This is a genomic window from Chryseobacterium sp. D764 (genome assembly GCF_019317325.1).
Taxonomy (GTDB): Bacteria; Bacteroidota; Bacteroidia; order Flavobacteriales; family Weeksellaceae; genus Chryseobacterium.
In genome coordinates this window covers 4,019,847-4,040,064 of the sequence record NZ_CP079219.1, presented here as the reverse complement: position 1 = coordinate 4,040,064, position 20,218 = coordinate 4,019,847, and the positions used below count along the sequence as shown (strand labels likewise).

Here is a 20,218-nt window from a genome sequence, read left to right as displayed (position 1 = left end):
AAGTTATTTAATCTATAAAGTAAGTATCCGGCTTCTTCAATTCACCTTGAGGAATTCCCGCCTGTTCAAAAATAGAAAATTCAATCGTACGGCAGATACTGTTCAGCGCAAGGTCATTTTCTTCCTCACCAAAAGGCTCACCAATCTCCTGAATAATGGCATCAAGAGCAATAAAGGTATAACTGATTAACAGAACAATCATAGGCATCATCCACCCCAGGGAATCTACCAGTCCGAAAGGAAGCCAGAAGCAGTACAGATATACAGTACGATGCAGAAGAACACTGTAAGCAAAGGGTAACGGAGTATTGTAAATTCTCTCACAACCACCGGAAATATTAGAAAACTGATTCAACTGATGATCCATGGCAGTCATTACAATGGTATCAATATTTCCTTTTTTATTCTGTTCGTTCAGCCAGTCTGCAATAAATCCCAGAATAATACTTGGAATAAATTTTTTATCCTTCACCTCTTCCAGTTGCTCAGGAGAAAGAAGCCTTTCAAGATGTTCTGTTCCGGATTTATCTCTCAGTTGAAAATTCAGCGACCAGGAAAATGCGGAGATAAGCTTAATGATTTTCTCTTTTTCTTCTTTAGCTTCGGGAGAAGAGTCGTTCAATAACGATAAAATCTGTCTCGTCAAAGATCTGGTTTCAATAACAAGAAGTCCCCAAAGCTTCCGCCCTTCCCAGAAACGATCATAGCTCGCAGAATTACAGAACCCCATAAATATAGCAAGAGCCAGCCCTATCAATGTAAAAATCGTAGGATTCAGATGTACTTTATAATCAAAGATTCTTCCTTTGAAAATATAGATAGCCAGAGAAAACAGCGTGATAATGCTTAGCTGAACAACAATTTTCTTTAATACAGAGCCTCTCCATATAAATAACATTTTCAGCCAATTTGTACGCTGTCTTACTATCATTTGTGTATTTGTTGTTTAATTAAAGACTAAGAAATGCTACTCCAAAAGACAGAACAGAAATAATAATCCCCGCCATAAAGACCTTATAAGTGATAGATAAAAGCTTATATTTCCGATCAAGAACCTTTCCAAGATAATACAGGTCTTTTACCATAGAATCATAAATATAATCTCTGTCTTTGATCAAATCTTTCATGGCATTGTGGTAATCATCAAATTGCATTTGGTGAAAATTTCCAAAGAAAAGCAGATTTACTTTTCTATTGATAATATCGTTAGCAGTGAAGGTTGTTTTGGTAACATTAGGTTTGGTAGATAATATCGCAAAAACAATCGTTAGCACACTAGATAGCAACAAAATGAAACTCGGAAGGATCAGATGGGCATTCTTTGGGGTATCCAGCTTGGGAACCAGTACAGAAAGACAAACCGAAATAATCACGGCATTTACAGATAAAAGGATATTGGCTTTGCTGTCTGCAATATCACTCAGTCTTGTATGGTTGTTAAGCGTTACTCTGAACAACGTATCTACACTTCTGTCAGATTTTTCTTTATCCTTTTTACCTTCTGAATTTTCCTTCTCCTTTTTTTCCTCTTTCTTCTCTTCTTCTTTTTCCAGCTTCTTTTCGATCTTTTTAATGTTCTTCTTTTTTAGAGGTTCCCAGTTTTCTTTTGCATAATCTGTATAAAAAGTATGCTTATTTTTCAGCATATCCAGATTTCCGGCATTCCATTCTTCATTAGAGAAACATCTTACATTCGTCAGCTCCCATTCTTTTCTCAAAGCATCAGAAATATCGTTATAATCATGACCTGCAAAATGACTGAAATCCGCATCTTTTACAATTTTTTCCAGTAAATTCTGAGGTTCATAATGTATTTTCGTAGCCAGAATCAGTTTTTCAACATCCGCGATATAATTTTCTGGATAATTTTCCTCCTGTAAAAAAGCTTTCATTACCTCCACACTCCTTTCTTCATGGTTCAGTGCACATTCTATATACCCGGTATCATGAAACCATAATGCTACGAGTACTTTCTCCTGATCCTCTTGAGAGACAGGAGTATTTTTCATGATTTCCTCAGCCTTATTGACCGTATAGGCAGTATGGATAAAATTATGATAAAAATATACTGAAGATAACTTATCTTTGAATAAGATTTCAACATAATTTTTAGCTTTTTGTAGAATGCTCATTCCTGAAATTTTGTTAATGTAAATTTATGAATTTATCCTTTAAAACTCATCTAAAAAATACTTCTATTGTTCTTCGAACTGTAATGTCCGCAGGAGCCCTTTATTCCTGTGCTACATATAACGTACAAAAGGGCAAAAACTTATTTGAAGTAAAAGATTCTGAGATAAAATCCGAGAATGATTTTAAACTTTTTCTGATTGGAGATGCAGGAAACGCAGATGAACCTCATGCACAAAAAACACTGAGTTTACTGAAAAGCAAACTGGATTCTGTCGACAGCAACTCTATGCTGATCTTTTTGGGAGATAATATCTATCCTAACGGGATGCCTAAAGAAACAGATAAAGAATATGCTTCAGCCAAAGATAAACTGGAAAATCAACTTGCCATAACGAAGAATTTCAAAGGTAAAACATTGGTAATTCCCGGAAATCACGATTGGTATAACGGACTGGAAGGATTGAACGCTCAGGAAGGACTGGTAAAAAAATACCTCGACGACAAAAAAGCTTTTCTGCCTAAAAACGGATGTCCTATTGATGATATCAACGTTTCTAAAGACATTAAGCTCATAGCTGTTGATACAGAATGGGTTATTGCCAACTGGGACAATTACCCGGGAATCAATAAAAACTGTAATATCAAAACCCGCGAGGATTTTTTCACAGAATTTAAAGATCTGATCATTAAAAATCAGGGTAAAAAAATCATTGTTGCTTTACACCACCCCATTATCAGCAGTGGGACCCATGCAGGTTTTAATTCTGCAAAATCCCATCTTTTTCCTTTAAAAAGTAAGATTCCTGTTCCCGGTGTTGCAAGTATAATCAATATTTTAAGAAGTTCTTCAGGAGCCAGTCCTGAAGATATCAATAACCAGCATTATGCTGATCTGGCCAACAGATTGAAAAGCATCGTTCAGGATAAGGAAAATATTATTTTCGTTTCCGGGCATGATCATAATCTACAGTACCACGAAGACGGAAACCTTAGACAAATCATCAGTGGAGCAGGTTCCAAAACAGACCCGTCTACCATTATAGAAAAAACTGATTTTTCTTACGGAGGAAGTGGTTTTGCTGTTTTAAATTTCAGAAAAGATGAAAGTACAGATGTTGAATATTTTTCTACAAAAGATGCACAGCTTCAAAAACTGACTCATATTTCAGTAATTTCCAAGCCGGATGTATTTATCAATAATTTTCCCAATTCTTTTCCGCAGACATTTTCCTCAACCATCTACCCGGTACAGCTTACTCAAAAAAGAAAATTTTACCGCTGGCTTTGGGGAGATCATTACAGGTATTATTATGGAATTCCGATTGAAGCTCCAACTGCCAATCTTTCAGAATTAAACGGCGGATATATCCCTTTCAGAGAAGGTGGAGGAAACCAGTCCAACAGCTTGCGACTGAAATCAGCGGACGGACAGGAATTTGTGATGCGTGGAGTGAAAAAAAGCGCCATCCGTTTTCTCAACAATATGGCTTTCACAAAAAGTACATTGGGTGAAGAGCTCACCGATACTTTCCCTGAAAAATTCTTGTTGGATTTTTATACGACCAATCACCCATTTACTCCGTTTACGATTGGAAATATGTCAGAGAAACTGAATATTTTGCACAGTAATCCAAAACTCTATTATATTCCTAAACAACAAGCTTTAGGGAGATATAACGAGAATTATGGAGATGAAATGTACATGATTGAAGAACGTTTTTCTTCTGACCCTAAAACATTGGCTTATCTCGGTAATGCAAAAGATATCGTTTCCACGGATGATGTATTGAAGAACCTCAGCAAAAGCAATAAATATTCTGTCGACCGAGAATCTTACATCAGAGCCAGATTATTTGACATGCTTATTGGTGACTGGGACAGACACTCGGATCAGTGGAAATGGGCAGAATATGAAGCGGGTGACAAAGTAGTGTATAAGCCTATCCCTAAAGACAGAGATCAGGCATTCAGCAAATATGACGGAGCTGCATTTAAGCTTATTATGAATGTTCCGGCAATTCGCCATATGAAAACCTTTACTGAAGATATCAGCAGTGTCAAGTGGCTTGCTATGGAACCCTACCCGATGGATCTGGTCTTTTTAAAAGGAGCTGATCAGACAGAATGGGAGACTCAGGCAAAATATATTCAGGAACATCTTACTGATGTAGATATTGATGATGCTTTCCATAATCTTCCGAAAGAGGTACAGGACAATACCATTGCTGAAATTCAGAGAAAGCTGAAAGTAAGAAAAACAAAACTTCAGAGCTACGCTGCTCAGTATTATGATGTATTACAGAAAAAAGTATCTCTGGCAGGAACTGTAAATCCTGATAAGTTTGTCATCACCAAAAACGGACATTCAGTACTTGTACAGCAATATAAACTGGGCAAGAACAAAGATCAGAATGAGCTGGTTTTTGAAAAGACCTATCATGATTCAAAAACAAAAGAATTGTGGATCTACGGACTTGAAGATGATGATATCTATGAAGTGGCAGGAACCGGAAACCCTAAAATGAACATCCGGCTGATTGGTGGATATAATCATGATACTTATAATGTTGCTGATGGAAGAAAAGTGAAGATTTATGATTTTAAATCTCAGAAGAATACTTATAACGCTGGCAATGCAACCAAAAACATCACTGATGATTATGACATCAACAGCTATAATTATAAACACCCGAAATACAATTCCTTTGCAGGATATCCAAACCTGGACTATAACCCGGATGACGGTGTCATTGTAGGCGTTCTGGCCAATTATACAGTCAATAACTTCATCCGTGATCCTTATACCCAAAGACATAGCTTAAAAGCTAATTTTTATACTGCTACTGCAGGATTCAGCCTTACCTATAAAGGAGTATTTAAAAAGGCTATCTCAGGTTGGGATTTCAATCTGGATGCATTTTATACGACTCCAAGGTTTTCTCAAAACTTCTTTGGCCTTTCCAATGAAAGTGAATATGATAAGGAAGATACAGAAAGAGAATACAACAGAGCCAGAATTTCAAAATTCAACTTTGCACCTTCTATCTCTCAGAAAAGCTGGATGAATCTGAGTCATCAGTTTCAATTAACCTTTGAAGATAATAAAGTCCAGAGAAAGGCTGACCGCTTCATCAACCAGTCACCGGACGTAAGACCAGGTGTATTTAACAGCCAACAGTTTGTAGGAGCCAATTATACATTTGGCTATAAAAATGCAGATAATACAGCATTCCCTACTCTTGGACTGGAATTTATGCTTAATGCCGATTGGAAAGCAACTCTTTCCGACTTTAATAAAAACTTCCTGACTGTAAAAGGAAAGCTTGCCATTGATCATAGAATTGATAAGAAAGGAAAATTTGTTTTTGCCAATTCCAGTAACGTAATGTGGATCAATAATAACAATTTTGAATTCTATCAGGCGGCTGCAATTGGAGGTAACAATGGGATGAGGGCTTTCAGAAACGAAAGATTCTCAGGAAGATCATATTTTACCAATAATTCAGAGATACGATGGGATTTCGGGAGAGTAAGAAACAATATTATTCCTGCGAATATGGGAATTCTTATCGGATATGATATCGGCCGTGTATGGAATGACAGTGAAAATTCCAGAAAATGGCACCAATCTGCCGGTGCCGGTGTATGGCTGAGCATTGTAGAAATGATGTCTGCAAGACTGAATTATTTCTATGGTTCAGATGGTGGAAGACTTTCCGCAGGGTTAGGAATGAAATTTTAAATAATCAAATTTTCATCATCAGTATTACAATTTTAAGACAGATACAAAACATTCTTTAAAACCTATTAAAACTAATTACAGTTGAATATTCAAAAAAAATCCAATTTTAATTAAATTTAATAATCCTAATTTTCAGCTTACATTTTTCATTAATAAAACAAATATGGCTTTTAAATAAAAGCCATATTTTCAGCTATATAGGTCAACACCACACATAGCTTTATATGTTTATCAATTCTTTAAAAAACAGACATTTTAAAAACATTTTATATTTGTAGCAATAAAAAAATCAACAAATGATGAAAAAGAAGCTATTGTATATGGCATTATTTACCCTGTTTATACATTTAAATGCACAGATAGGGATTAAAACATCAACACCTCAACATACTTTACATGTCAACGGTTCACTACAGGTTGTTAAAGACCTGAATGTAGGCGGCGATGACAGAACTAAAGGTAATTCAGGAAACAAAGGTGAGGTCCTAATGTCAAACGGAGCCGGAAATACTCCGGTATGGAAAACAATTGAATCTGAAAATTTCTTAAAAGTTGTGTATGTAGGGAACAAAACAGATATCAGCCCATCCAGCGGCAGTTATACAGGAACACACTCTACTCCAATCACCATTCATGAAAGTTATTCACAAACCTACGTCTTCAATGTGAGCAATAAGATTGATACAGCTTATTTAACTTATAACTCAGCAACAGGACTTTTCACAGTGGTAAAACCCGGGTTTTATAATATTGTTCCTTATGCAACCTATGATCTTAATCTAAATCCGTCAGGACAAACTGCAGGAACAGCAAATTCTTATATCCAAAAAGTTTCGCCGGCACTTACAACGCTTGCAGGCATATCTACAGGCCATGGAGAACGCACTACAGGATTGAACCATAATCTTTCATCCATTAACTTTTTCAATACAGGAGAAACCTTCAGAATACGCTGCCGATATACTCAGGATTTTAGGCTATCAAGTGGAAATATCCATATCTCTTACCTTACTCCATAAGACGTAAAAATGTCAATCACTTCAATACATTCATATATTCAAAAACCCCACAGATTTCTCTGTGGGGTTTTATTTGATTTTTTATAGTATTGGAAAGAATAATAATACCTGTCCGTTAGCATCGTATTTATAGTTCCATATTTTTGTTGTTGTCTTTGGAGGAATATTGCCATTAGCCGGATTTAAATTTTCCGTGACGGATACTTTTTTTCTGAAATTATTAGCAGATAAGCTTTTCTCATACAACTCATTATTCAGCAGATAAAGTTTTTTAAATGGATTTGCAGCGTTATCAAAATCAGAATATGTAATCGTAGTTAACTTATTATCTATTCCACTTATTTTTTCTATGACCTCACTTTTAGTAAGGTTATTATTGCTATAATAATAGGTTGTGAAATATTCATAACCACCAGGACCTTCAAATTTCCAATAAATCTTTTTTAATTTATCCTGTTCATAAGTATAAGTTTTGGTGTCAGCTACAGAACCAGGGCCGGTTACATTATTTACATAATAATGTTCCTGTTTTACAGGCTTGTTATTATCCATGGTAAAACGATATTCCTGATAGCCTTGAAAATTTGCTCCTTCCAATTCACTTAAGATTACTTTATTATTACTGTAAGACAGTGTAGTAATCTTATCGGCAAAAAACATATCCTCCATTTGCATAAATATTTTATAAAACCTTCCTTTAACATTCGTTAAATTTCCATTTTCATAAGTAAATTCATAAAATTCTTTAGGATTAGGTGTTCCGATACCATCTACCCCATTAACATAAGCTTTTTCAGTCTGTATAACCGGAGGAGGCGGTGGAGTATCCGCTGGGGTATCATCACTGCTGCTGCATGAGAACAGGCTTAATGCAAGTGAAATGTAAAACAATTTTTTCATGGTTAATTAGTTAGTATATTTATTATAAAAATATAAAATTTAGTTTAAAGAAAACGTATATACATTCCCCCCTTCATTTTTCCCTTTCTCGTCTGCAATCATAACTGTTTTATCATCAAGAAAAACAATGGCTTCTTTCTGGGAATTATGATTCAATGAAATTTTCTGAATTTTTGCACCACTGAAATCGTTGGCCGTAAAGCCTGTAAGAACGTGTACATTTTTATGCGTCAGCAATACAATTTTATCTTTTGTACTGTTGATCGTAGCTGAAGTAATGGCTGCATCATTATAACCACCCTGAAGTTTTAGTTTTCCGATTAATTTTGCTTCAAAATCACCTTCTTTATTGGGCACCTGGAATACAAGGAAAGTTCCGTCAAAACCCTTACTTCTGTTTTTTGTGAATAAGTAGAAGTTACCATCCATTTCTACAAAAGCTTCACAATCGTACAACAGGTTTGATTTTTTGGGTGGAAATTCCGTTTGACCCTGATAATGGAATTTTGTGGTTTGAACAACTTTTGTTGTTGTCTGTGTACTGATGGTAAGATCAGTTTTTAAAATAGCAAGATCGGTACGGTTATTATCATTGTTACCAAAATCTCCGATATAAATATTTCCCTGAGCATCTGATATAATGTCTTCCCAATCTGTATTTTCTGTATTTTCTACAGGCACTTTTGCCAACATTTCACCTTTATCATTGATGCCGTATACTGCATTTTTATTCCCTCTGTCTTCTATCACCCAAATGGTCTTCTTATCTTTTGATAAAGCAATTCCGGAGACTTCCTTCAACTTCTTAGGTAGGGAAAACTGGACTTTCAATTCATCCTCGTTAGTGGGAGAATTCTGAGCTTTTGGATTACAGCTCAATAGAAGCAAAGCAGGTAAAATAAGAAAACGTAACATATTTATTTTTATTTTTTTAATTGAATGTAAGAAGCATTAATTGTTCCAATAAAGAGCTATGAAAGTTTTTTTGCCTTTTCCCACAGAACATCCATTTCTTCAAGAGACATATCTGCCAATTTTAAATCCTGTTCCTCAGCAAGTCCTTCCATTTTTTGAAATCTTGAAATAAACTTAAGATTGGTTCTTTCCAAAGCAGAATCGGGATTAATTCCTGAAATTCTTGCATAATTGATCAGTGAGAAAAATACATCCCCAAGTTCCTGTTCCTTTTTATTGAGATCAGTCTCAGCATGAAACTCCTGAATCTCTTCATCTACTTTTTTCCAGGCATCTTCAGCATCATGGAATTCAAAACCGATTCCTTTTACCTTATCCTGGATTCTGTAAGCTTTTACCAAACTCGGCAAACTTTTCGGTACTCCACCCAAAATAGATTTATTTCCTTCTTTTAGTTTTAATTTTTCCCAGTTCTGTTTCACCTCTTCCTCATCTTTCACTTCAACATCTCCATAGATATGAGGATGGCGGAAAATCAGCTTTTCATTAAGGGAATTGATCACATCTGCTATATCAAAACTTTCTTTTTCTGAACCAATTTTAGCATAAAAAACCAGGTGAAGCAGAACATCTCCCAGCTCTTTTTTTATTTCCTGCAGATCATTCTGTAAGATAGCATCTGAAAGTTCATAGGTTTCTTCAAGGGTAAGATGACGAAGTGACTCTAAAGTCTGTTTCTGGTCCCACGGACATTTTTCACGCAGATCATCCATGATATCCAGTAATCTTCCGAAGGCCTCTAGTTTCTCCTGTTTCGTATTCATAAGTAATGAAAAATTCAATCTTGTACAAATGTAAGGGATATTTTGGGTCTGTGGTAGTGGTTTGGAGTGAAAGTTAAGAGTTTGTGGATATGGAATGCAAGAGGTTACAGGTTTAGGGTTTAATGTTTAATGTTTAATGTTTAATGTTTAATGTTTAAAGATACAGACGAAATTTGAACTTAGCAGAAAATTCACTAATCCCTATTATCTGTCATCTGCTACATCATAAAAAAACAAAAAGTCTTGTCAGAAATTTCCTGACAAGACTTTGTATTTTTAATTCAAATTGAATGAATTATCCTTGTTTTCTGTGCGTACTTTTTGGAGCTGATTTTGCAGCTGAAGTAGCTTTTACTTTTGGTGCAGCAGGTTTTTCTGCTTTTGGAGCTTTTTTAGCTTCTTTTTCAATGTTTAATTCTTCTGCAGGCTCTCCATCCAAAGTTTCAGGCTCTGCCTTTACAAAACTTTCAGGAGTAATATATCCCGCTTTATGAAGAACATTGTACCACTGAGCCAATTTCTTGATATCAGAAGCATATACTCTTTCTGTATCATAGTTAGGTAAAGAAGACACCATAAATTCTTTTAAATCTGCATCAGAAGATTTGTGAGAAATTGTTTCTTTATAATCATTGTTTTTAGCAATATTTTCAAAAACTTCGAACAAAGGAACTTCTTTTTCAAATGTAAACATGGCAATATTATCCAACAAACTTACCTGGCTTGAGTTTCCAATACTTACTTTTTTCTTAGTGGTAACATCTTCAATGATGAATCCGTTTCTTAATTGAGAAACTAATTTGTAAAGTCCTGGCTTTCCAGAAATTGAAATTATTTTTTCTAACAGCATAATTTTATTTTTTGTAAATTCTGCAATCAGCTCTAAGCTTTTTGCTTTATATTATTTCTTTTATCCTTGTTTAAATTATTTTGGAAATCTCATTTTGTAACCAATGCTTACGTCACCCTGAGAGATTTTTGTCAGTTTACCTTTTACCAGTTTCTTTTTCAGAGCACTCAGGTGATCAGTAAACAGTACCCCTTCAATGTGGTCATATTCATGCTGAATTACGCGGGCTCTAATATCGGAAAAAGTTTCTGTATGTTTCACAAAATTTTCGTCATAATATTCAATAACGATTGTCCCTTTTCTTTTTACATCTTCTCTTATATCCGGAATAGAAAGACAGCCTTCATTAAACTTCCATTCTTCACCTGATTCTTCAAGAATTCTGGCATTGATGAATACTTTTTTGAACTCTGCCAACTCATCTTTAATATCTTCATAATCCTCATCTTCAGCAAGAGGAGTCACATCTATTATAAATATACGGATATCCAAACCGATCTGAGGCGCTGCAAGACCTATGCCATTTGCGCTGTACATCGTTTCAAACATGTTATCTATCAATTCTTGTAATTCGGGATAATCTTTGTCTATATCTTTTCCCACTTTTCTCAAAACAGGATCCCCAAAAGCTCTTATCGGTAAAATCATCTTAATTTTTGTTCTAAAAAATTCTGCAATATGATGGTTGCACTTACTTTATCTATTAATCCTTTTTCCTGCCTCTTTTTTTTGTTTTTTCCACTTTGAGAAATAAAAAACGAAGCCATTTTGGAAGTAAACCTTTCATCAAAACGATGGACCGCAATATCCGAAAATTCTTTTTTAAATTCTTCAATGAATTTTAAAATATCAGTTTCGATTTCCGAAACGTTTCCTTTCAAATCTATGGGAAGCCCAATTACCACTTCATCTACCTTATTTTCATTGAAATATTTTTTCAAAAATTCCATTAAAAAACGGTTCTCTACAGTCTCCAGCCCACTGGCTATAATCTGCATATCATCTGTTGCAGCGATACCACAACGAGCCTTTCCGTAGTCAATTGCAAGGATTTGTCCCATAAGTCTGCAAATTTAGTAAAATTTACTGATTTTATTCATAACGCAGTTTTTTTATATAAATCATGTTTTATTCCATTATTTTTTTTATAATTTTAATCTTCCAAAAAACAATTATATGAAGAAACTCATCCTCGTAAGACATGCAAAAAGCGACTGGCCGGAGGAAACGGAGGACTTTGACAGACCATTGGCAGACAAAGGTTTGACAGACGCTATGCACATGTCCAGATTCCTTAAAAACAATAATATTTCCATCGATCACTTTGTGTCAAGCCCCGCGGTACGTGCACTGAATACGTGTAAAATTTTTAATCAGGCTTATCAACTTAACTGTTCTACTGATGAAAAATTGTACAATCCTTCGGAAAGAAGTTTTGAATCTGTAATTTATGACCTGGATGACACCCTGAATTCAGTTGCTTTTTTCTCTCACAATAATGGAATTTCAAATTTTGCCAATTCCATTTCTGAAGATATTTTTCATTTTCCCACATGCGGAGTCGCTGGTTTTGAAGTAGACTGTGAATCGTGGTCAGAATTTGACGGTGCCAAAAAGAAACTTCTGTTCTTTTATGAACCAGGGAAAATATAACGTTACATCTCTCTTTTTTTATGCAGCTCTATTCATCTTTCTTTTTTCATGTCAGAAACAGAAGAAATCTTATTTTGAATCGACTGCACTGAATGATATAAAACTCCCGGCTTCTCCAAAACCCGGAAGCTGGCGGTATAACCATGATGAGCATTTCCAGACATTTGAAGATTTTCAGAAATTAAAAAAAATAAAACCTGAACCTGGAAAAAATACTATTTATCTTCAACCCATTGGAACTTTTTGATGAACTTCAGAAAAGAGAAATAGCACTCACCAAAGAATATTTAAAAATATATTTCCAGCTGGAAATAAAAATCCTTCCCGTTTTACCCAATACGATCTTTCCTGAAAAAGTCAAAAGAATTTCAAAGGAAGGACACGAACAAGTTCTGGCAGGTTATGTACTGGACAGCATTCTGATCAAAAGAAAACCTAAAGATGCTGTAGTACTGATGGGAATTACAGAGAAAGATCTTTTCCCGAAACCAGAATGGAATTACGTTTTTGGGCTGGCTTCTTATGAAGAAGGTGTAGGGGTAACCTCTATGTACAGATTTGCAAATGGTCATTTAACCGATTCCAATTTCAATGAAACTTTTTTAAGATTAATAAAAATCAGTTCCCACGAGATCGGGCATATGCTCGGAATCAGCCATTGTCTGAATGCCAACTGTGTGATGAATGGAACCAATTCACTTACAGAAACAGATTATCACCTTGCAAGAGCTTGCTCATTGTGTCAAAGGAAACTGAATTCAAGCATTCATTATGACAATAAGAAAAGACTTCTTGAACTAAAAAAATTCTTTGAAAAACAACACCTTAATACAGAGCTTACTTTAGCAAATCAGGATCTGAATCTTGTACAGTAAACTACCATTCCTTTTACAGACTTCATATTCCCCTCCTCTGGAGGGGTGGCAAAAAAATTATTTTTTGACGGGGTGGTTAAGTTTTGGCTACATTGTATATAAGAAAAACGGGCTTTAGCCTGTTCCTATTGAATTATATAAGTTCTAATTTTCAATTATTATTAAAATTAGTGTCATCCGTGAATATATTAGTGGTATTCGTGGTTAACAAACAAAAAAGAACGAACCAAAGCCCGATCTTTTGAATATTTTTCTATGTTTTTATCTTTTATTTTTTCTTCAAATCCAGATCATCAAAATCAAAACTGAAATCTGTCACATCAGAAATCGCTTTTAATTTTGCAGATTCTGCCTTTCCGTTTTCATCATAACTGAAAATAATATAAGCATCTGCATCATAGCTTCTGTCATCCCATTTGATAATAAAAGAATTGTTAGAATAAGGAAGCAATTCTCCTTTTAATCTTGGAGAGTTTTTGCATGAAATTCTGTAAGTATTTCCCTGTTGCGCAATTTCCACATCACCAAACCATACGTCATTATAAGTTCCTATAAACTGCTCTGCTTTTGGCTGAAGAGATTTCTCTTTTTTAAATGTTTCTGATTTTACAAAAGCATCTTTCTTTTGTTTATTAAAATCAGCTTCCATCTTAGACATTCTGTCTCCATATGTTTTCAGCCAGTTTCTGTCTGCTACGCCAAGATAAGAATCTTTCACAGTATTAGTAATGGTATTGAAAGCAGCTCCGGACTGCTGGTTCGTCAATACTACAATGCCCAGCTTCATATCCGGAATTAAAGTAAACTGGGTAACAGTTCCGATTAATCCACCGGTATGCTGTACCTGCTTATGTCCTTTAACATCGCTCAGGAACCAGCCTAAACCATATCCGTAGAAGCTTGTATCATATGGATTTTTTGCCGCTACTCTATCAGGGATCTGAAGATTCCACAGCTGCTGAACATTTTTATCTGAAACTAATTTTTTCCCATCCTTGGTGGTGAAATTATTCAACAGACATTCTGCCCAAACTGTCATATCCTTAATATTACTCATAATTCCCCCTGCGGCATTTGCTGTTTCATTCCAGTCGTGGGGAACGGCAATTGTTTTTCCGTCTACAGGAGCATGTGCATCAATTTTATTCGTTACAGACTTTGCTCTGTTATAGCTCCCAAAGCTTGAAGTCATCCCTACAGGTTTCATAATTCTCTGTTCGATAAATTCTGCCCAGCTTAATCCTGAAACTCTGTGAATTACTTCTCCGGCAACAATAAACATGATGTTATTGTAATCTAATTTTGTTCTGAAAGGGTTTTCAGGTTTCAGGTATCTCACATTATGAACAATGTCATTCACCGTTAAGTTCCCTCCTTCCGGAAAAAACATAAGATCTCCCTGTCCAAGGCCCAATCCGGCTCTGTGCGTAATAAGATCTTTTATCGTTACATTTTGAGAAACGTAAGGATCATACATTTGAAACTCAGGAATATATTTTGAAACTTTATCATCCCAGTTCAGTTTTCCTTCATCTGCTAAGATTGCTAATGCTGTACATGTAAAACCTTTAGAATTGGAAGCAATTCCCACCAATGTATTATCATCCATAGGCTGTTTGGTCGTAAGAGAACGTACTCCAAAACCTTTGGAATAAATCATTTTTCCATCTTTTACAATTCCCACGGACATTCCAGGTACATCAAAGGTTTTCAGGGTATTTTGGATCAGCTCGTCCAGTTTTTTTTCTTCAACCTGCGCATTGGCCAGTCCTACGGTCAAAAGAAAAATGAAAAAAGAAAGTTTCTGTTTCATTGTTTATTTTAATTTTCCCAAATTTACTAAATATTAAGTGATGCTAATTTTAGCATGGTTAAAAGTTTACATATTTTACTGATAAACCCGTTGTATTCATGAAAAAGACTATTTGTATCTGTATTTTCTCTCTTTTCGCAGTCAGTGGTATCAAAGCCCAGGACAGAACTTCCAATCCTTTACTTTTACAAACCTGGAATCTCAGTAAAATGGATACTTATATTTATACCTACGAAAAGCAGGATGGTTTTGAGGCAAGAAGAGAAGGAATCAGATTTCAGAAAAATGGAAAAGTCACAGGAAACCTGATTAAATCTACATTAAGATATGATACTCTGGAAGAACCGGTTACTAAAAATGAAAAACCAGACCGTTACATCGGGAGCTGGAAAAAAGCCTCAGATTCTACAGTAACTTTAGTATTTCCTTCCAATACGAATATGACCGGTACTTTTGTTATTTCAAAGCTTACGGAAAATCAACTGAAACTAAAAAAGGTTTTCAGTGCGGATATAGAAAAGAAACTGGATTCTATCCGAAGAACAAAAAATATTACTGACTGATATCCTTACATTATTCTCTGAAAGGAATCAGATCTGATAAGTTTATTAAAGCTTCTTATATTTGCAGTCTTAAAAAAAATCAAAAAATGGCAGTAAACAGATTATTGACTTTCTTCTTCCTGATGATAAGCTGTAATTTATATTTTTCTCAGGACGTCACCATCAAAGATGATAAAGTTTTATTAGATGGAAAGCAGATTCTGAAAACTGAAAAAATCAATGTGGCTCAATACTCATTCTTTTCTATGAAGGATGATGAAGAGATTCTTCTTTACCGATATATGGACAATGAAACTCCAAGCTATGTAAGTGATGATTATTTTATCCTGAATTTTCTGCCTGAAAAAACAAAAGTAGAATCAACAGATATAGCCAAAATTGCCAATTTTATGAATTCTAAAAAAGGTATGGAAAAGCTGGTAAAATGGTTATTAAAAGAACGAGTAATCAATCATGACGGAGAACTGAATCCTGAACGTATAGCGATATTCAAAGATAAATACCACGAAAATATTACAGAAAGAACCCTTAGATAATGACAAAGATCCTTCTCCTTTCCGACTCGCATTCTTATATTGATGACCGGATCCTGGAATACGCTTCTCAGGCTGACGAAGTATGGCATTGTGGAGATTTTGGAAATCTTGACGTCATTGAGCAGCTGGAAAAGATAAAACCTCTGAAAGGAGTCTACGGCAACATTGATGATGCTAAAATCCAGGCTGAATTTCCGGAGGTCAACCGTTTCTTTTGTGAAAAGCTGGAGGTTTTGATGATTCATATCGGAGGTTATCCCGGAAAATATACTCCACTTACTAAAAAAGAAATAGCAGAAAAAGCACCTAAATTATTTATCTCGGGACATTCGCATATTTTGAAAGCGATGTATGATGAGAAAAACAACCTGCTGCACCTTAATCCCGGTGCCTGTGGAAAACAGGGCTGGCATAAAGTAAGGACGATGATGCGCTTTGTGGTAGACGGTGAGGAAATCAAAGATCTGGAAATTATTGAACTTGGACCGAGAGTTTGAGTGTTTAAGTGTAGAGGAGTTTGATTTCATACATTTTACTTTCTACCTTTGTACAATAATTGATTCAGACAAGTCTTAAAATATGAAAATCGGCGACAAGGTTTCGGTAGTAGATGAAGATTTAAGCGGAGTGGTAACTTCCGTGAAGGGAAATATTGTCGTTTTTAAAGATGAATATGGCTTTACCCACCAATATCCTAAAGAAAAACTGGTTCCTAAGGATTCTGATCTTTATGAAAATATCAGAGTAATAAGAAAAGCAGAACCTAAAAAAATCATTTCTAAGAAACATCAGAAAAATCATTTGGTTTTAGACCTTCATTTTCATAATTTGGTAAAGAATCCCAATGACTATGACAGCTTTGAAAGATTGTTTATCCAAAAGGAAAAACTGATTGAAGTGATCGGGTTTTGCAGAAAGAACAACCTGAAGAGACTGGAAATTGTTCATGGCATTGGTGACGGGACTTTGCAGAGGATGGTTTGGGATGTATTGGAAAGCCAGGTCAATATTGATTTTTATAATAAGGAAATACTTCACCATCAATCGGGTGCGGTAATGGTAGAATTTCACTAAATTTGCAGCAATTGAAATATGAACGTACTTAATTTACTTTTTACCAAAGACGGATTGATCTGCCAGATTGTTAAAAACAAAAACATTCTGGAGGAAAAATCTTATTTCGTTACTGAAGAGACCCCAGCCAATCTTATTGAGCAAAAGCTGGACGAAGTTCTTATTAAGCAGCGCTATGATGAGATCCAGGTGATTTCAGCATTTAATCATTTTACTCTGATGCCTGAAGGTTTTTCTGAGCACGAGGCTGGATTTGATCTTATAGCCTTCAATGCTCCTGCAGATAAAGAACGGGAAGAACTGATGCTTTCTATCAACAAAAAATTCAATATCCAGTTTTATTATACTTTCCCGAAAAATTATTATAAAAAAATAAAAGAGCTTGCGATACCGGTTCATTTTAATTTCTCCGGAGAAAAGTTTCTAAGTTCAATTAATAATAAAACCAACAAGGAAATTCATATCAATCTTTATCATAACCAATGTGAGTTTTTTGCGATTGACAATAAAAAAATAATCCTTTATAATAACCTTGATGTCAACTCAGAAGTAGATTTCCTTTACTTCATTATGTTCACATTGAGTAAGATAGGTTTTGGAATCAATGAAACCAGCTTTTATGCTTATGGAGAAACTACGGAAAATGAAACATTCATTTCCGAACTTCAGAAATTTGTTAAAAATCTGAAAATTGTTTTTGACAATATTCCAAACAAGAATTTTATACTTAACTAGGTTGCAGGCCGCAGGGAACAGGGTTAAAGCCCAAAACACAACCACCTGCCACCTATAATCTATTACCTAAACCCTAACAACAATATGTTCAGAATAATATCAGGCAAATGGAAAGCCAAAAAAATTGCCGCCCCTAAAAACTTTGATGTAAGGCCTACCACCGATTTTGCGAAAGAGGCTTTATTCAGCATTCTGGAAAACAAATACGATATGCAGTCGATCTCCGTGCTTGATCTTTTTGCAGGAATTGGCTCTATTACCTTTGAATTTGCTTCCAGAGGATGCCAAAGTGTTACCTCTGTAGAAATGAATCCAAAGCATACGGCATTTATCAACACTACCGCTTCTGAGCTTGACATGGCACTTCAGATCAATGTACAGAGAGGTGATGTATTTGACTGGCTTAAAAAATTCAGAAATAAAAAATCTTTTGAGATTGTTTTCTCTGATGCTCCTTTTGAAATGGAAGAGAAGAAGTATTATGAATTGATTTCTCTGGTTTTAAACAATAAATACCTGAAAGAAAACGGAGTTCTCATCGTGGAGCACCAAAGCCGTATGAAGCTTGAACATCCTAACCTAATAGATACCCGAAAATACGGAAACGTGAGTTTCAGTTTTTTTGAACCGAATAAAGAAGATAATCAGGAACTTTAATTCCTGATTATTTTTTTTGATCTTTCCGGAGCTGTTTTTCCCCAGTCTGTAATTGCTTCCAATACGGGAAGAAGAGTCCTTCCAAAATCTGTCAAGGTATATTCAACCATTAACGGAGGTTTTTCTGTAAACACTTTTCTGTCAATAATATCATCTTCCTCCAGCTGCTTAAGCTGAAGGCTGAGTGTCCTTTCCGTAATGGTAGGGATTATTTTTCTTAGTTCATTATATCTTTTAGCACCATCAATCAGGTGAAATAAAATCACAGCCTTCCATTTTCCGCCTATAAACCTCATGGTTACACTGGTGCAGCATGGGTATGCTTTATCATCTATTGTATACATTTTTATACTATCCTTTTTTACCGTTATTGCAAAGTTAATAAACTTAAATTAATTTTGTAACTATAAAAATGATAGTATAAAATTATGAACTTTTTAGACAAAATGAAAAACAGGTATACTGTAAAAAAGTATAACCCACAGGGAAAAATCAGTGAAGAACAGATCGCAACTTTACAAGAGATTTTACATCTCAGTCCTTCATCTATTAACAGCCAGCCATGGAATTTTATCTTTATAAAAGATCCTGAAATCAAGAAACAACTGGCAGACAAATCCTATTTTAATAAGGAAAAAATTCTGGACAGCAGCCATATAATCGTTTTCCAGGCTCTTAAAAATCCGGAAGATTTTGAAAAGCAGATCGAAGGTGTCCTTCCGGAAGGATCTGTTGCTTATTACAATAACTTTGTAAAGTCTAAAGGAGAAGATGGAATTAAATCCTGGCTAAAACACCAGGTTTACTTATCACTAGGTGTCTTGCTTTCTGCCTGTGCCGATATGGAAATCGACTCAACTCCAATGGAAGGAATTGAACCCGAAGGATATGATGGTATCCTGAATAATGAAAAATACGAAACATTGTTCGCAGTCGCTATCGGGGAAAGAGATGAAACAGACACCAATCAGCCTAAATTTAATCCAAAAACCAGACTGAAAGCTGAAAAGGTAATTGTAGAGGCTTAATTTTCTTTACCAATATATACTAAAAAAGCCTGCTTCAATATGAGGCAGGCTTTAATTTATAATACTTTCAATTCTAAATCTATTGTTTTCCCAAAGAACTTCTTAGAGATCTTTTCAAAATTCTTGGTAAGATCGGAAAGGTAGAAGTGATAATTCGGTTTGGGGTTATTATCATTTAAAAGGTTGTACTTATCCAAAATAATCTTCAGATGGTTCGCTACAATATTCGGAGAGTCAATAACACGGACTCTGTTTCCGTAATACTGTTTGATTTCATCAATTAGAAGAGGATAATGGGTACAGCCCAAAATAAGTGTTTCAATATTCTTTAATTTACTATTACTTAAATAATTATAAATAATAGCATGAGTGATCGGATGGTTTTTAAATCCTTCTTCAATAGCAGGAACCAGCAATGGCGTTGCCAATTCATCCACTTTGATCCATTTATTATGCTTTCGGATACTCTTTTTGTAAAGTCCGGAATTCACAGTAGCTTTGGTCGCAATAACTCCTACATTATTGTGGATTTCATAAGATACTTTTTCTGCTACGGGATTGATAACGTCTATAACAGGAACTTTTCCTGCAACAGACTGCATCACTTCATTTAAAGCATTAGCTGTTGCCGTATTACAGGCAATTACAATCGCTTTACAGTTCTGTTGCAGCAAAAAATTGGTGATCTTTGTAGAATATTCAATGATTGCTTCCTTGGATTTTTCTCCGTAAGGAAGATGCTTTGTATCTCCAAAGTAAATCAGATCTTCATTAGGCAGAAGTCTTTTGATTTCTTTGGCAACGGTAAGGCCTCCCACCCCGCTGTCGAAAATTCCGATAGGCTGGCTTGGTGAAAGATGTGAATAATCTTGTTTTTTAGTTTTCAAATGAACTGAAATTT

The 20,218-nt window shown here is 35.1% G+C and carries 23 protein-coding genes; 12 read left to right on the top strand and 11 right to left on the bottom strand.

All coding sequences use genetic code 11. From position 1 onward, the window contains the following. Window positions 1-7: 7 nt before the first annotated feature. Together KYG33_RS18395 and KYG33_RS18390 are read right to left on the bottom strand one after the other, a co-directional pair. A complete protein-coding gene (locus tag KYG33_RS18395) occupies window positions 8-898 on the bottom strand; it encodes a bestrophin family protein (RefSeq protein ID WP_257468837.1) in 891 nt (296 codons plus the stop codon). A 52-nt stretch (window positions 899-950) separates the two neighbouring features. Next, window positions 951-2,132: a Pycsar system effector family protein gene (locus KYG33_RS18390; protein WP_047382145.1), complete on the bottom strand. Its 1,182-nt coding sequence runs from the start codon at window positions 2,130-2,132 to the stop codon at window positions 951-953. Window positions 2,133-2,158: 26 nt separating this feature from the next. Here KYG33_RS18390 and KYG33_RS18385 point away from each other — a divergent pair, with 26 nt between their 5' ends. Together KYG33_RS18385 and KYG33_RS18380 are read left to right on the top strand one after the other, a co-directional pair. Beyond that, complete coding sequence (locus tag KYG33_RS18385) at window positions 2,159-5,875, top strand: metallophosphoesterase (RefSeq protein ID WP_219072187.1); 3,717 nt, start codon at window positions 2,159-2,161, stop codon at window positions 5,873-5,875. A gap of 296 nt (window positions 5,876-6,171) precedes the next feature. Continuing rightward, on the top strand, window positions 6,172-6,894 hold the full coding sequence (locus KYG33_RS18380; protein ID WP_077413850.1) for a hypothetical protein: 723 nt from the start codon (window positions 6,172-6,174) through the stop codon (window positions 6,892-6,894). 81 nt (window positions 6,895-6,975) lie between these two features. Here the strand turns inward: KYG33_RS18380 and KYG33_RS18375 are convergent, their stop codons facing one another. The 6 genes from KYG33_RS18375 to ruvX form a co-directional block, all read right to left on the bottom strand. Then, window positions 6,976-7,794, bottom strand: coding sequence for a hypothetical protein (locus KYG33_RS18375; protein ID WP_180565147.1), 819 nt, complete (start codon window positions 7,792-7,794; stop codon window positions 6,976-6,978). Between the two features lie 39 nt (window positions 7,795-7,833). After that, window positions 7,834-8,709, bottom strand: coding sequence for a hypothetical protein (locus KYG33_RS18370; RefSeq protein WP_219072186.1), 876 nt, complete (start codon window positions 8,707-8,709; stop codon window positions 7,834-7,836). A gap of 56 nt (window positions 8,710-8,765) precedes the next feature. Next, window positions 8,766-9,533 (bottom strand): nucleoside triphosphate pyrophosphohydrolase, encoded by a 768-nt coding sequence (gene mazG / locus KYG33_RS18365; RefSeq protein ID WP_219072185.1) that lies wholly within the window; start codon window positions 9,531-9,533, stop codon window positions 8,766-8,768. A 295-nt stretch (window positions 9,534-9,828) separates the two neighbouring features. After that, on the bottom strand, window positions 9,829-10,383 hold the full coding sequence (locus KYG33_RS18360) for a DUF5606 domain-containing protein (RefSeq protein WP_077413846.1): 555 nt from the start codon (window positions 10,381-10,383) through the stop codon (window positions 9,829-9,831). Between the two features lie 75 nt (window positions 10,384-10,458). After that, window positions 10,459-11,031: a peptide deformylase gene (def, locus tag KYG33_RS18355; RefSeq protein WP_077413845.1), complete on the bottom strand. Its 573-nt coding sequence runs from the start codon at window positions 11,029-11,031 to the stop codon at window positions 10,459-10,461. Further along, on the bottom strand, window positions 11,028-11,444 hold the full coding sequence (gene ruvX / locus KYG33_RS18350) for a Holliday junction resolvase RuvX (RefSeq protein ID WP_047382122.1): 417 nt from the start codon (window positions 11,442-11,444) through the stop codon (window positions 11,028-11,030). The genes def and ruvX overlap by 4 nt, the downstream gene beginning before the upstream one ends. Before the next feature lie 115 nt (window positions 11,445-11,559). Between ruvX and KYG33_RS18345 the strand changes: the two genes are divergently transcribed. The 3 genes from KYG33_RS18345 to KYG33_RS18340 are packed head-to-tail and all read left to right on the top strand — an operon-like array spanning window position 11,560 to window position 12,911. Then, the gene (locus KYG33_RS18345) at window positions 11,560-12,036 is read left to right on the top strand and encodes a SixA phosphatase family protein (protein WP_047377738.1); all 477 of its coding nucleotides are present in this window, start codon (window positions 11,560-11,562) and stop codon (window positions 12,034-12,036) included. Further along, window positions 12,017-12,283 carry a hypothetical protein gene (locus KYG33_RS22525; protein WP_257468836.1) on the top strand — a complete coding sequence of 89 codons (267 nt, stop codon included), beginning with the start codon at window positions 12,017-12,019 and terminating at the stop codon, window positions 12,281-12,283. The genes KYG33_RS18345 and KYG33_RS22525 overlap by 20 nt, the downstream gene beginning before the upstream one ends. Further along, window positions 12,270-12,911 carry an archaemetzincin gene (locus KYG33_RS18340; RefSeq protein WP_257468835.1) on the top strand — a complete coding sequence of 214 codons (642 nt, stop codon included), beginning with the start codon at window positions 12,270-12,272 and terminating at the stop codon, window positions 12,909-12,911. Before KYG33_RS22525 ends, KYG33_RS18340 begins: the two co-directional genes overlap by 14 nt. Window positions 12,912-13,179: 268 nt before the next feature. On the opposite strand, the gene KYG33_RS18335 is transcribed toward KYG33_RS18340, so the two are convergent. Continuing rightward, window positions 13,180-14,724 carry a serine hydrolase gene (locus KYG33_RS18335; protein ID WP_219072184.1) on the bottom strand — a complete coding sequence of 515 codons (1,545 nt, stop codon included), beginning with the start codon at window positions 14,722-14,724 and terminating at the stop codon, window positions 13,180-13,182. A gap of 98 nt (window positions 14,725-14,822) precedes the next feature. On the opposite strand from KYG33_RS18335, the gene KYG33_RS18330 reads away from it, so the two are divergent. The 6 genes from KYG33_RS18330 (at window position 14,823) to rsmD (ending at window position 18,289) form a co-directional block, all read left to right on the top strand. Continuing rightward, on the top strand, window positions 14,823-15,287 hold the full coding sequence (locus KYG33_RS18330) for a hypothetical protein (RefSeq protein WP_219072183.1): 465 nt from the start codon (window positions 14,823-14,825) through the stop codon (window positions 15,285-15,287). Between the two features lie 86 nt (window positions 15,288-15,373). Then, window positions 15,374-15,823 carry a hypothetical protein gene (locus KYG33_RS18325; RefSeq protein ID WP_219072182.1) on the top strand — a complete coding sequence of 150 codons (450 nt, stop codon included), beginning with the start codon at window positions 15,374-15,376 and terminating at the stop codon, window positions 15,821-15,823. Continuing rightward, the gene (locus tag KYG33_RS18320; RefSeq protein WP_047382113.1) at window positions 15,823-16,320 is read left to right on the top strand and encodes a metallophosphoesterase family protein; all 498 of its coding nucleotides are present in this window, start codon (window positions 15,823-15,825) and stop codon (window positions 16,318-16,320) included. The genes KYG33_RS18325 and KYG33_RS18320 overlap by 1 nt, the downstream gene beginning before the upstream one ends. 82 nt (window positions 16,321-16,402) lie before the next feature. Next, window positions 16,403-16,897, top strand: coding sequence for a Smr/MutS family protein (locus KYG33_RS18315; RefSeq protein WP_077413839.1), 495 nt, complete (start codon window positions 16,403-16,405; stop codon window positions 16,895-16,897). Between the two features lie 18 nt (window positions 16,898-16,915). Next, a complete protein-coding gene (locus tag KYG33_RS18310; protein ID WP_077413838.1) occupies window positions 16,916-17,632 on the top strand; it encodes a DUF3822 family protein in 717 nt (238 codons plus the stop codon). 84 nt (window positions 17,633-17,716) lie between these two features. Next, window positions 17,717-18,289: a 16S rRNA (guanine(966)-N(2))-methyltransferase RsmD gene (rsmD, locus tag KYG33_RS18305; RefSeq protein ID WP_077413837.1), complete on the top strand. Its 573-nt coding sequence runs from the start codon at window positions 17,717-17,719 to the stop codon at window positions 18,287-18,289. Here rsmD and KYG33_RS18300 read toward each other — a convergent pair. Then, the gene (locus KYG33_RS18300; protein ID WP_077413836.1) at window positions 18,286-18,633 is read right to left on the bottom strand and encodes a winged helix-turn-helix transcriptional regulator; all 348 of its coding nucleotides are present in this window, start codon (window positions 18,631-18,633) and stop codon (window positions 18,286-18,288) included. The two genes, rsmD and KYG33_RS18300, sit on opposite strands and share 4 nt — an antisense overlap. Window positions 18,634-18,717: 84 nt before the next feature. Between KYG33_RS18300 and KYG33_RS18295 the strand changes: the two genes are divergently transcribed. After that, complete coding sequence (locus KYG33_RS18295) at window positions 18,718-19,317, top strand: nitroreductase family protein (RefSeq protein WP_219072181.1); 600 nt, start codon at window positions 18,718-18,720, stop codon at window positions 19,315-19,317. Window positions 19,318-19,373: 56 nt separating this feature from the next. Here the strand turns inward: KYG33_RS18295 and murI are convergent, their stop codons facing one another. Continuing rightward, window positions 19,374-20,204 (bottom strand): glutamate racemase, encoded by an 831-nt coding sequence (gene murI / locus KYG33_RS18290; RefSeq protein ID WP_047382099.1) that lies wholly within the window; start codon window positions 20,202-20,204, stop codon window positions 19,374-19,376. Between the last annotated feature and the right edge of the window lie 14 nt (window positions 20,205-20,218).